We start from the raw sequence: 12,265 nt of genomic DNA on the forward strand, positions 1-12,265 counted from the left end.
CGGCCCCCGGCCTAGATCCGGCCGCCGAGCGGCAGTCGCCGCCAGGTGGTGCCGTCGGCGACGGCGAGCGCCGTGCCGCCGGGACCGTCGACGAGCACGACGGCGCCCGCCGTGGGCTCCGGGAGCTGCCCGGCCGACGCCGTCGCGAGCTGGAGCTGGTGGGCGAACACGGTGCGGATCCGGTTCTCCGCGGATCCCACGTCGCGCACGTTGTCGGCGCTGGGGACGAGCCCGGTGATGTCCACGCGCATGGACGTGACCCCGTTCGAGCTGTTCGTCGAGCACAGCAGCTCCGTCGCGGCGGCCCCGGAGTCGTTCGCCGGGACCACGCGCACACCGCCCTTCACACCAGGTCCTGCGCCCGTCGCGGCGTCCGACGCCGCCAGGAAGCTGCCGTACGCGTCCTCGCCCACCGACGGTGTGCCGGTCGCGCGGACGACGAGCGCGCCGTTCGCGGCGGCCGTCAGCTCGTGCCCGTTCGCACCGGCGGTGCGGCGCTCGACGTAGCTGTCGGCGCCCAGGGCCTCGGCGTACAGCACGCCCGCCGTGTTCTCGAAGACGTTGCCGACGATCGTCGACCCGGTCACGGCACCGATCACCCGCACCGGCGGCGCGCCAGCCACCGTGTTGGCGGCGAACGCGTTGCCCGTCACCGACAGGCCCGCCGCGTCGCCGTTGACCCGGATCGCCGCCCACCGCTCCTCGGCGTCGAGGTTCCAGTGGTCGAACGAGTTGGCCGAGACGGTGACCGCCGACGCGCCGGCCGCGAAGTAGACCGGCGACCCGCTCACCCAGTTGAACGAGTTGCCCGTGATCGTCACGTTGCGGGCCGTCGCCTCCGGCCGGAACTCGATGGCGTGCGTCGGCCGGCCGCCGCCGCCCGGCTCGCCGCCCCCGAGGACGTTCCCCGTGAACGTCAGGTTCGTGCCGCCGGACGTCACGGCGATGATCGACCCGTTCGAGCCGTTCTCGACGACGTTCCCGGAGAACGTCGAGTTCACGATCCCGCCGGCGAACAGGCGACGCCCGATGTCCAGCAGGTTGTTCGCGATGATCGCCCCGCGGAAGTTGTGGGCGTCCGCGCCCGTGGTGATCACGGCCGTCCCCATGCTGTGGAAGTGGTTGCCCTCGATGAGCCACTTCCGCATCCCGTACGGGAGGAGGTGCACGCCACTGCCGGCGACCCCCGCCGTCGGCCACGAGATGTCGAGCCCGTAGTCCCCGACCGCGACGAGGTTGTTCGTGAACACGAGGCCGCGACCGACGTGCTTCACCGCCGTGTAGAACTCGACGAACGTGCACTCGGTGATCGTCGGGTCGACGTCGTCGGTGTTCGGGCTCACGGCGTCGGGGTCGCGCGCGATGTGCAGCGCGACGGTGTTCTGCAGGCTCGCAGGCGCGACGAACGCCAGCCCCCGGATCCCGGCGAGCGGCGCCCGCAGGAGGATCGCCGTGCCGTCGAAGTCCGCCTTGATGATCGACGAGCGCACGCCCATCGTCCCCGCGCCGGTCAGCACGATCCGGTTGAAGTTCGTTGCCCCGGCCCCCTCGGTGTCGGGGACGACGAGCGTGGCGGTGGTCCGGTACGTGCCCGGCGGGAAGTACACGATCTTGTTGAGCTTGCTCGCCTGGGCGTCGATCGCCTGCTGGATGGCGGCGGTGTCGTCAGCGACGCCGTCGCCGACGGCGCCGAAGTCCTGCGGTGTCGTCGCTCCGGCGACGTCGACGGCGGGCGTGGCCCCGGCGGCGGCGTCGCCCGGCGTGGCGCCGTCGTCGGGGGTGGCGCCCGCGGGCGCGCTGCCGGCCGCGAGCGCCGCGACGCCCAGGCCGGCGATGCCGGCCGCGCGGAGGAGGTGACGCCTGTCGACTGCCGTGTCCATGCTGCTATCCCTTCATCGGGTGGAGCTGGTCGGAATGCGTGACGACGAACTGCTGGAACGCCTCGCTCTCGGCGGGCACGCTGGCCAGCAGCGGCGGGGCCACGTGCGGCGGGCAGAGGCCGAGAACTGACAGGACCGCCTTGACCCCTGGCGTGCCCCGCCGGATCGCGTGGAGCGCGGTGAGCGCGGTGGTGACGTCCTGGAGGCGGTCGACGGCGGCCGCGTCGCCGGCGGCGTGCGCGGCCACCAGCTCGAGCGAGACGCGGGGCGCGATGTTCGCGACCCCGGGGACGACGCCGTCGGCTCCCGCCGCGAGGCCGGCGGCCAGCTGGGTCTCGGCCCCCTGGCTCACGGCGAATCCGGGGCGACGGTGGCCGATCGCGACGGCGTCGGCGAACAGCTCGAGGTCCCCGGAGCTGTCCTTGAGGCCCACGACGTGCTCGAGGTCGAGGAGCGCCTCGAGGATCTCGCGCGTCAGCGGGTTGCTGTACCGCGGCGCGTTGTACGCGATGACCGGGAGCCCGACGGCGCCGAGCGCCGCGTAGTGGGCGACGATCTCGTCGGCGCGGTGGTGGAAGTAGATCGGCGGGCTCATGACCAGCGCGTCGGCGCCCGCGGAGGCCGCGATCTCGGCCCGCTCCAGCGCCTCGAGCGTGCCCGCAGCCGTCACGTTCACGGTCACGACGCCGTCGGCCACCGACGATCGCCACCGATCGACCGCGCCGTCGACGAACGGGGCGATCGTCGACGTCGGGAGCAACGGACCCTCGCCGTTGCTGCCGAGCAGCATGAGCTTCTGCACGCCGACGTCGGCGAGCGCCACGAGCAGGTCGCCGGACGCCTCCGCGGACGGCCGCCCGCCGGGGTCCATCGGCGTGACGAGCGGGACCGTGACCCCACCGAGCAGGCGCGTGCCGTCCGTCATCAGTACCCCTTGATCTCGGGCCACGCGAGCTCGAACCCGTCGCCGACGAGCTCGTGCTGGAACGCCTCGAGCCGGTTGTCGTCGGCACGGACCTGCTCCGGGGTGAGGCCCTGGTCCAGGCAGTGCGCGGCCAGCGCCCCGGCGGCCTCGCCGATGTTCCACTCCACCGGGTGCAGGCGGTAGCAGCCGTTGGTGATGTGGGTGGTCCCGATGTTCTTCCCGGCGGCCAGCAGGTTGCCGAGCCGGACCGGAAGCAGCGCGCCGAGCGGGATCTGGAACGGGCTGCTGGGCACGTCCAGGTAGTTGTCGCCGCCCGTCGAGGGGTGCAGGTCGATCCGGTACATCCCGACACCGACCGAGTCCCGGTACGCGACCGCGCCGGCGTCGCCGCGGACCGCCATCGACAGGTCCTGCTCCACCACCGTGGTGCGGGCCCGGATGCGCCGCGACTCCCGGATGTACGGCGCGATCGCCAGCCCGTCCTCGGAGCCCATGAGGTCCGGCCGCAGGCGCAGCCCCGGCCAGCCCGTGCCGCCGTCGGGGCGGGGAGCCTCGGTCTGCAGCCAGTAGAGCATGCTGAACGACAGCTGGCGGGCGCCGTCCAGGTGCTTCTCCCGCTCCTCGTCGGAGACGCCGACGAGCGGCCCGGGCAGGTAGTCGATCATCGGCCAGTTCACGACCGTGACGTCGCTCCGGGCGAAGCCGGGCGTGAACTGGTCCCGCGCCAGGATGCGCCGGAACAGCCAGAGGTCGCGGTCGCCAGGGTCCTTGCTCTGGTCCGCCAGCACCGGACCGGAGTCGCTGTGCGGCACGAACGTCCGGGTCAGCGTCTCGAGCGTCCGGGGGTCCGGGGCGGTGAGGCTCAGGAGCCGGTCCGGCCAGACCTCCGGCTGGTACTCCCGCCAGAAGCCGTAGGAGTCCGGGCGATCGATCGTGTGGTCCGCCCCCTCGTCGTGCTCGACGGCGAACACCCAGGAGAACGCCTGCTGGTTCCAGGGCTGGGCCTCGGCCGGAGCGCTGGGCTCGCCGGTCTCGGCCTGCGACTCGAAGCCCGTCACGTGCTCGGCGTCCGTCAGCGGCAGCAGGTCGCCCAGCTCCGTGGCGTCCAGGACGAACGGGGCCTCGATCGTCACGCGCTCCCCTGCGGCGTCGGCCACCGTCACGGCCCGGACCCGGTCGCCGTCGACGTCGGCCGCCACGGCGACGTGCCCCGTCAGCACCCGGAGCAGCCCCGCGGAGCGGTACGGCGCCAGCATCCCCTCGAGGACGGCGAGCGCGACGCGCGGCTCGTGGCAGAGCCGGCTCACCTTGCCCAGGCCCGGGTTGAGGTCCGGCGCCCGCCGCGCGGCCTCCGTCAGCGGGTACCAGGTGCGGTAGTAGTCGCGCACCCCCTCCCGGAACGCCCGGTAGGTGCGCGTGCACCCGAACTGCTCGATCCAGGTGTGCTCGTCCGGCGGCACGGCCTGCGTGGTCAGCTGGCCGCCCAGCCAGGCGTACTCCTCCGTCATCACCACCGACCTGCCGCGACGCAGCGCGGCGAGCGCCGCCGCCACGCCGCCGACGCCACCGCCGACGATCAGGACGTCGGCCCGGAGGTTGTTCTGTCTGCTCAACTCATCTGCTCCTGGGTTTCCCGGAACGGCGCCTCGACGCCCTCCAGGTCGTAGGCGGCGGCCAGCAGGCCCTTCGTGTACGGGTGGGACGGCGAGGTGAAGAGCTCGCCGGCCGGTGCGAGCTCCACGAGCTCGCCCTTCCTCATGACGGCGACGCGGTCGGCGATCTGCCGCACGACGGCGAGGTCGTGGGTGATGAAGAGCACCGTCAGGTCGTGGCTCGCCTGGAGGTCGATGAGCAGGCGGAGGATCTGCGCCTGGACCGAGACGTCGAGCGCCGACACGGCCTCGTCGCAGACCAGCAGCCGGGGCCGCAGGGCGAGCGCCCGGGCGATGCTCACGCGCTGCCGCTGCCCGCCGGACAGCGCCGAGGGCCGGCGTTCCGCGACGCCCGGGTCGAGGCCGACGTCGGTCAGCACCGCGGCCAGCGCCTCCCGACGGTCGCCGGCCGGGGCGACGGCGGGATGCACCTGCCACGCCTCCCGGATGATCGCCCCGACGCTCATGCGCGGGTTCAGCGACGAGCCGGGGTCCTGGAACACCATCTGCACCGCGCGCTGCAGCTCCGGGGGGCGCTTGTCCACGGGGCCGAGCTCGCGTCCGTCGTACCGGATGGTCCCCGCCTGCGGGCGGACGAGACCCAGCACGCAGCGAGCGACGGTGGACTTCCCGGATCCGGACTCGCCGACGAGCGCGAGGGTCTCGCCGGCGCGCACGTCCAGGCTCACGCCGTCGACGGCGCGGACCACCGTGGGAGGCGTCCGCAGCGACCGTCGCGGACCCGTGAACGTGACGTCCAGGTCGCGGATCTCCAGTAGGCTCGCCCCGCCCGGCGCCGTCGTCATGAGCCGACCTCCTCGGCGAAGTGGCAGGCGCTGAAGCGGCCCGGCTCGACCTCGCGCAGCTCCGGCGTCGTCGTGCGGCACACCGCCTGCGCCAGCGGGCACCGCGGGTGGAACGCGCAGCCGGGTGGCCGGTCGAACGGGTTGGCGGGGGCGCCGCGCAGGGGCTCCGCGATCGCTGACTTCGTGGTGACGGCCGGGACGTTGTTCGCCAGCGCCCGGGTGTACGGGTGGCGCGGCCGCGCGAGCACGGCGTCGGCGCGCCCGCGCTCGGCCACGCGGCCCGCGTACATGACGACGACGTCGTCGGCCACGTGGGCCATGACGCGCAGGTCGTGGCTCACCAGGAGCATCGCGACGCCGTCGCTGTCGCGCAGGTCGGCGAGCAGCCGCAGGATCCGGGCCTGCGTGGTGACGTCCAGCGCCGTCGTCGGCTCGTCCGCGATGATCAGCCGCGGAGATCCGGCCAGCGCCGTCGCGATCATCACCCGTTGGCGCATGCCCCCGGACATCTCGTGCGGGTAGACGCCGATCCGCTGCTCCGGGTCGGGGATGCCGACCCGGTCGAGGAGCTCGAGCACCCTGGCCCGCACCTGGGCCCGCGGCATGCCGCCCCGCCGCAGGGTCTCGCCGATCTGCTTGCCCACCGTCTGGAGCGGGTTGAGCGCCGAGAGCGGGTCCTGGAAGATCACGCCGATCTCGTGGCCCCTGACCTCGCGCATCCGGCGCGCGGGCGCCTCGAGCAGGTCCTGCGTCCCCCAGATCACCCGGCCGGACGTCTCGGCGCCCTCCGGGAGCAGCCGGACGATCGCCATCGCGCTCATCGTCTTGCCGCTGCCGGACTCGCCGATCAGCCCGGTGGTGCGCCCGGCTCCCACGGAGAAGGACACCGAGTCGAGGACGACCCCTCGCGTGGCACCCGAGGACAGGACCACCGTGAGGCCCTCGACGCGGAGCAGGGGTGCCTGCTCCGCGCCGGGGGTCGACGGCGCCTCGGGTGCCACGACGGCGGGCGTACGGTAGTCAGTCACCCGAGACCGTGACCTCGTCGAAGTAGGGGATCCCGTCGGACACGGGCGTGAATCCCTCGACCCGGTTCTGCCACGCGTACGGCGTCTCGACGAACATCGGGTACATCCCGACGGCGTCGTTCCAGATGATCTCCGTGGCCTGCGCGTACAGGTCCTCCCGCTCGGCGGTGTCGCTGGTCGACCCGGCCGCCGCGAGGAGGTCGTCGAGCTCGGGGTTGCAGTAGCCCATCCGGTTCGCCTCGCACGTGTAGAGGCGGCCGAGGTTGGTCGCCGCGTCGTACCCCTGCGACCCGAGCTGCTGCATGTTCATGTCCCAGTTCAGCGCCAGCAGGTCCTCGAGGAAGACCGCCTGCTCCTTCTCCAGCGGCTCGACGGTGACGCCGATCTCCGCCAGGTCGGAGACGACGGCGTTCATGAAGTTGCGGAAGCTGGCCTGCGAGAACTGCCACCGCAGGACGGTGTTCTCAAAGTCGAAGCCCGCGGCCTCCAGCGCGGCCCGGGCGGCGTCCGGGTCGTACGCGACCGGCTCCTGCGGGGCGTAGCCCAGGACCGTGGGAGAGACCGGCGCGTCGGCCGGCGTCCCGGTCTCCGGGTAGAGCGAGGCGATGATCTCCTCGAAGTCGACGGCCTGCCAGAGCGCGCGCCGCACCGCCGGGTCCTCGAGCGCCGGCGTCGAGCTGTTGAACCACATCGTGAACACGCCCGGGCTCGGCACCGTCTCGACGGTGAGCTCCGCGTTCGTGCGGAGCTCGGCGATCTGGTCGTCGGGCATGCTCCAGGTGATGTCGACCTCGCCAGTCTGGAGCGCCGTCATCCGCGCCGCCGTCTCCGGGATCGACTGGAGCTCCAGCGAGGCGATCTCCGGCTCGCCGTCCCAGTAGTCCGGGTTCGGGCTCAGACGCAGCGTGGCGCCCGGCTCGAAGGACTCCACGAGGAACGGGCCGGAGCCGACCGGGTCGGAGAAGAAGCCGTCCTCCGCCGCGCCGGCGGGCGTCACGAAGAACGACGAGATCTTGCCCAGGAACGCGGCGTCCGGCGTCGGCGACGTGAAGACGACCGTCGCGTCGTCGGGGGCGGCGACCGTGTACCCGCCGAAGTTCCCGGCGAGCGGACCCTCGGCGGCGAGGACCCGCTCGAACGAGGCGACGACGTCGTCCGCCGTCACCGGCGAGCCGTCGGAGTACGTGACGCCGGCGCGCAGCGCGAACGTCCACACGCTCGCGTCGTCGTTCGACTCCCACGACTCGGCCAGCTCGCCGTCGAACTCGCCCTGCCCGGTGCTCACGAGCAGCTGGCTGAAGATCGCCCGCGCAGCGAGCTGGGTGCCGGCGTCCATGCTGGCCGCGCCGTGCGGGTCGAGGTTCTCGATGGGGATCGGGCCGGCGACGACGAGGTCGCCACCGCCGCCGTCGCCCGTCTCGTCCCCGGTGGTGTCACCGGAGCCGTCGGTCGACCCACCGAGCGAGCACGCGGCGATCGACGTCATCAACGTCAGCGTGGCTGCAGCCGCGATCAGCGGCCGGCGCCTACGGAGCGTCATGGGAAGGTCCTTTCCGTCGTTGGAAGAGAGGTCGCACGCGCTAGTCGCGCTTGCGGGTGTAGCGCTTGGTGAGCCGGTCGCCGATCAGCCCGATGCAGACGACCAGCACCGTGAGGGCGATCCCGGGGAAGACGGTGATCCACCACGCGGTCCCGAGGTACTCCCGGCCGTTCGCGATCGTCTGCCCCCACGAGACGACGTCGGGCGGCAGGCCGAGCCCGAGGAAGCTCAGCGCGGCCTCCGAGAGGATCGCGCCGGCGAGCTCGATCGTGGCGAGCGCGATCACCGACCCGGCGAGGAACGGCGCGATGTGTCGCGTGAGCGTCGCCGTCGTCGAGACGCCCATGATGCGGGCCGCCGCGACCCAGTCCCGCTCGCGGGTGGACATCGAGATGCTGCGGGACAGCCTCGCGAAGCCGACCCAGCCTCCGACGGACAGGGCGAGGATCACGACGTCCATGCCGCGGTCGAGGAGACCCGCGATGAGGATCGCGAGCAGGATCCCCGGGAACGCCATGAGGATGTCGATCGCGCGCGAGACCACGGCGTCGGGCAGCCGCCGGAAGTAGCCGGCGACGGCGCCGAGCGTGACGCCGACGATCCCGCAGATGCCGACCACCGAGATGCCGATCACGAACGACGTGCGGGTCCCGGCCACGATCTGCGCGAAGACGTCCCGCCCCACGGCGTCGGTGCCCAGCCACGCGGTGCCCGACGCCGTCGCCGAGCCGGGCGGCAGCAGTCGCTCGGTGACCTCGGTGGCAACCGGGTCGTACGGCACGAGGACCGGCCCGATCGCGGCGGCGACTAGGTAGATCGCCACGACGACGTACGGCAGGGCCGCGAGCGGCCGGGCACGCCGGCGGCGGGAACCGGCACCGGTCGGCGCCGCCGCTGCGACCATCACATCCGTCTGGCTCACCGTCGGACCTCCAGCCGGATGCGCGGGTCGAGGCGGGCGTTCACGACGTCGGCCGCGAGGTTCAGCAGGACCACGCACATGGCGATGAGCACCGACGCCGCCTGGACGACGGCGTAGTCGCGGTTGCCGACGGCGCCCACGAGCAGCAGGCCGAGGCCCGGCCACGCGAACACCGTCTCGATCACGACGGCGCCGCCGAGCAGCGTCCCCACCTGGAGCCCGACCACGGTGACGACCGGGACCAACGAGTTCTTCAGCACGTGACCGCCGAGGACCTGCCCCTCGGTGAGCCCCTTGGACCGCGCCGTCTGCACGAACGGCTCCGTCATCGCGTCGGCGACGCCGCTGCGCGTCATGCGCGCGACGAGCGCGGTGAACGGGATCGACAGCGTGAGCGCGGGCAGCACCAGGTGGGCGAGGCTCCCGCCGTTGGCGCTCGGCAGCACCTGCAGCCGCAGGGCGAAGACCAGGATGAGCATGATGCCGACCCAGAACGGCGGCGCGGCCTGCAGCCCGAGCGTGAACGTCGAGACGGCGCGGTCGACGACGCTCCCCGGGTTCCGCCCGGCGAGGACGCCGAGCAGCAGGCCCGCGGCGACGGCGATCACCGTCGCCGTGAGGGTGAGCGTGATCGTGGCCGGGAACCGCTCCAGGACAGCGTCCATGGCCGGCCGGCCGAAGCGGTACGACTCGCCGAAGTCGAGGCGGAGGACGTCGCCGAGGTACGAGACGTACTGGACGAGGACCGGGCGGTCGAGCCCGAGCGAGTGCCGGAGCGCCTCGACCTCCGCCGTCGTGGCGTCCGGGCCGAGCGCCACTGTCGCCTGGTCCCCGGGCGCCATCCGGACCACGATGAAGACGGCGGTGACGACGCCCCAGATGGTGAGGAGCCCGATCGCGAGCCGCTTGGCGATGTAGAACGTCATCGCGGGCCCACGCCGTCCGGGGCACCCGAGGGCGGCGCTCCGACCGAGGCACCGGGAACCGGCGTGCAGGCGAGGCTCAGCTGGCGCGGCTCCCGGTCGTCGGAGTCGAGGAGGTCGAGCAGCAGCCGGACCGCCTCCCGGCCCATCTCCTCCCGCGGGAGCGAGTAGCGGGTCCAGTCGGGGCTGCTCTCACCGAGCGGCGGATCGCCGAGCAGGACGACCGAGCAGTCGGAGGGGATGCCGATCCCGGCGGCGTCCGCCGCGGCCGCCACGGCGGAGATCGTCGCGTCGTCCTCGCCCGGCTCCACCAGGAGCGCCGTGACGCCCGACGAGACCCAGTCGCGCAGGAGGTCGCTCGTGATCGAGTGGGCGTCCCCGACCGGGTGCACGCGCGCGTCGCCGGCGGCGATCCCGGCGTCGTCGAGACCGAGCCGGAAGCCCTCCTCGCGGTCGCGGGTCGGCTCCAGCTCGTCGCTCAGCTTGAGGTAGGCGAGACGGCGGTGGCCCTGCGCCACGAGCATGCGGACCATGTCGCGGGTGGCCCCCACGTAGTCGGCGCCGACGTAGGAGAGGTTCCCGCCCGGGACCTCGCGTCGGCCGATGAACACGAACGGGAAGTCCTCGTGCACGAGGTCGGCCAGGTCGTCGCGGTCGAGGTGGCGGCCGAGGAGCACGCAGCCGTCCGCGACCTTCAGCCGGTTGACGCCGTCGGTGTAGATGCGCCGCGAGTCGGCGCCGGTGGTCGAGCTGAACAGCAGCAGGTCGTACCCCTGGCGTGCCGTCGCCTCCTCGACGCCGAGGAGGAACGGGAAGTAGAAGTCCCGCTGGTCGACCGGGAACACGGATTCGAACGTGTACAGCCCGAGCATCCGGCTCCGCCCGCCCTTGAGCCTGCGGGCGGCGGCGTTGACCGTGTACCCGAGCTCGGCCGCGGCCTGGAGCACGGCCTGGCGCGTCTCCTCCGCGACGTTCGAGCTCGCGGGTCCGCCGCTGATGACGAGCGAGACCGTGGCCTGCGAGACGCCGACACGACGAGCGATGTCCACCTGGGTGGGGCGCCGTCGTTGCGCGTTCATCGCGGATCCTTAATACGTATGAAGGGGTGCTGGAGTGAGACGTTACGGCTCGACGTCCGCCGTCGTCAACACCCGGCGCGAATCGGTGGCACGATCCGCCGCATGAGCGACGACGTCGAACCCTGGACCGTCGAGCGGCACCTGGCGGCAGCCTCGGCGCCGTCGGCGGCCTTGTACGAACGCCTCGACGCCGTGCTGCGGTCCTTCGGGCCGGTCCGGGTGTCGGTCTCGAAGACGGCCGTCACGTTCAAGGGCACGCGCCGCGGGTTCGCAGGCGCCCGGCCGAAGGGCGACGGCCTGGTCGGCTACCTCGACCTCATGCGTCGCCTGCCCGAGGATCCGCGCATCCGCAGCGCCGTGCCGTACCAGCGCAACCTGGTCGTCCACCAGTTCCGCCTGCTCGAGGACGCCGACCTCGACGACCAGTTCGTCGCCTGGCTGCGTGAGGGGTACGACGTCGGGTGCGGCGCCCACCTCCAGGCGTAGCGCCCGGAGTGACGCCGCGACCCGGGTGGGCCCGCCGGCAGGGCAGCGGGCCTGCGACTCCGGCAGGATCGGTGCCATGGCCGACGACGCAAGGGTCCCGCGCGACCTGACCGCGCTCGCCCGCGCCAGCACGTGCCGGATCGCGACCACGGGCCGCGTCACCGGCCGCGAGCACGTCGCGACCGTCTGGTTCGCGCTCGTCGGGCGCACGCTCTACGCCCCCTCCAGGCACGGCCTCGACGGCGACTGGCTGCGCAACGTCGTCGCGTCGCCCGACGTCGAGGTGCGACGGCGACGCCGGACCTGGGCCGGCGTCGGCCACGTCGTCGTGGAGCCGGACGAGCTCGCCCGCGCCGTCGACGCCCTGGTCACCACGTACGCCCGCTATCGAGAGATCACCGACGCCTGGCGCTCCCACCCACCCGTCGTCGTCGGGATCGCGCTCGCGGATCCCGCGTGAGACGCCGGTCCGGCGCCCACCCGCGCGCCACGTTCCCGACCGCCCGACCGAGGAGGCACCCGTGCCCCACCTGAAGCGCTTCGCGATCCTCCTGTACGAGGACGAGTCCGTGTGGGCCGCCGCCACCGACGAGGTGCGGCAGGACCACATGGCACGCCACGACGCGTTCTCCGACGCGGTCGGCGCGGCCGGACGGATCGTCTCCGGCGAGGCGCTGAGCACCGTCTCGACGGCGACCACCGTCCGCAACGATCGCGGCGGCGTCGTCACGAGCGGGCCGTTCGCCGAGCTGACGGAACAGCTCGGCGGCTTCTACGTCGTCGACCTGCCGGACCTCGAGACCGCCGTCGACATCGTCCGGCTGCTGCCGGCGTACACGGTGGAGATCCGCCCCGTCATGGACGTCGAGGACCTGTAGCGGTTGCCGCCGTCTCAGATGCCGCACCGTTACCGAACTGTGATCTGAGCCGAGCGGGCCATGCGCCAGGTGCGCGTTTGCGCTGGTGGATGCGTGGTCCGCGCACACAAGCGTCCCGCCCGTCACGCCAGCGCCGGTGAACATGG

At 73.0% G+C, this 12,265-nt stretch carries 12 protein-coding genes; 3 read left to right on the top strand and 9 right to left on the bottom strand.

Features of this window, described 5'->3' with window-relative positions:
* Positions 1 to 11: 11 nt before the first annotated feature.
* The 9 genes from BCAV_RS17340 to BCAV_RS17380 are packed head-to-tail and all read right to left on the bottom strand — an operon-like array spanning position 12 to position 10,755.
* Entirely contained in the window at positions 12 to 1,880 is a 1,869-nt protein-coding gene (locus BCAV_RS17340; RefSeq protein WP_015883923.1) for a right-handed parallel beta-helix repeat-containing protein, read from the bottom strand.
* Between the two features lie 4 nt (positions 1,881 to 1,884).
* Positions 1,885 to 2,805, bottom strand: coding sequence for a dihydrodipicolinate synthase family protein (locus BCAV_RS21770; RefSeq protein ID WP_015883924.1), 921 nt, complete (start codon positions 2,803 to 2,805; stop codon positions 1,885 to 1,887).
* The gene (locus BCAV_RS17350) at positions 2,805 to 4,418 is read right to left on the bottom strand and encodes an FAD-dependent oxidoreductase (protein WP_015883925.1); all 1,614 of its coding nucleotides are present in this window, start codon (positions 4,416 to 4,418) and stop codon (positions 2,805 to 2,807) included. The genes BCAV_RS21770 and BCAV_RS17350 overlap by 1 nt, the downstream gene beginning before the upstream one ends.
* Positions 4,415 to 5,263 carry an ATP-binding cassette domain-containing protein gene (locus tag BCAV_RS17355; protein ID WP_015883926.1) on the bottom strand — a complete coding sequence of 283 codons (849 nt, stop codon included), beginning with the start codon at positions 5,261 to 5,263 and terminating at the stop codon, positions 4,415 to 4,417. Before BCAV_RS17355 ends, BCAV_RS17350 begins: the two co-directional genes overlap by 4 nt.
* A complete protein-coding gene (locus BCAV_RS17360; RefSeq protein ID WP_015883927.1) occupies positions 5,260 to 6,291 on the bottom strand; it encodes an ABC transporter ATP-binding protein in 1,032 nt (343 codons plus the stop codon). Before BCAV_RS17360 ends, BCAV_RS17355 begins: the two co-directional genes overlap by 4 nt.
* Positions 6,284 to 7,831 (bottom strand): ABC transporter substrate-binding protein, encoded by a 1,548-nt coding sequence (locus BCAV_RS17365; protein ID WP_015883928.1) that lies wholly within the window; start codon positions 7,829 to 7,831, stop codon positions 6,284 to 6,286. Before BCAV_RS17365 ends, BCAV_RS17360 begins: the two co-directional genes overlap by 8 nt.
* A gap of 40 nt (positions 7,832 to 7,871) precedes the next feature.
* Positions 7,872 to 8,753 carry an ABC transporter permease gene (locus BCAV_RS17370; protein WP_015883929.1) on the bottom strand — a complete coding sequence of 294 codons (882 nt, stop codon included), beginning with the start codon at positions 8,751 to 8,753 and terminating at the stop codon, positions 7,872 to 7,874.
* A complete protein-coding gene (locus tag BCAV_RS17375) occupies positions 8,750 to 9,679 on the bottom strand; it encodes an ABC transporter permease (RefSeq protein WP_015883930.1) in 930 nt (309 codons plus the stop codon). The genes BCAV_RS17370 and BCAV_RS17375 overlap by 4 nt, the downstream gene beginning before the upstream one ends.
* Entirely contained in the window at positions 9,676 to 10,755 is a 1,080-nt protein-coding gene (locus BCAV_RS17380; protein WP_015883931.1) for a LacI family DNA-binding transcriptional regulator, read from the bottom strand. The genes BCAV_RS17375 and BCAV_RS17380 overlap by 4 nt, the downstream gene beginning before the upstream one ends.
* 102 nt (positions 10,756 to 10,857) lie before the next feature.
* Between BCAV_RS17380 and BCAV_RS17385 the strand changes: the two genes are divergently transcribed.
* From BCAV_RS17385 to BCAV_RS17395, 3 genes are all read left to right on the top strand, one after another.
* Positions 10,858 to 11,241 carry a DUF5655 domain-containing protein gene (locus tag BCAV_RS17385; RefSeq protein WP_015883932.1) on the top strand — a complete coding sequence of 128 codons (384 nt, stop codon included), beginning with the start codon at positions 10,858 to 10,860 and terminating at the stop codon, positions 11,239 to 11,241.
* Positions 11,242 to 11,317: 76 nt separating this feature from the next.
* Positions 11,318 to 11,701: a nitroreductase family deazaflavin-dependent oxidoreductase gene (locus BCAV_RS21775; protein ID WP_015883933.1), complete on the top strand. Its 384-nt coding sequence runs from the start codon at positions 11,318 to 11,320 to the stop codon at positions 11,699 to 11,701.
* A gap of 61 nt (positions 11,702 to 11,762) precedes the next feature.
* Positions 11,763 to 12,119 (top strand): YciI family protein, encoded by a 357-nt coding sequence (locus tag BCAV_RS17395; RefSeq protein ID WP_015883934.1) that lies wholly within the window; start codon positions 11,763 to 11,765, stop codon positions 12,117 to 12,119.
* Positions 12,120 to 12,265: the final 146 nt, after the last annotated feature.

The organism is Beutenbergia cavernae DSM 12333 (assembly GCF_000023105.1).
Classification (GTDB): domain Bacteria; phylum Actinomycetota; class Actinomycetes; order Actinomycetales; family Beutenbergiaceae; genus Beutenbergia; species Beutenbergia cavernae.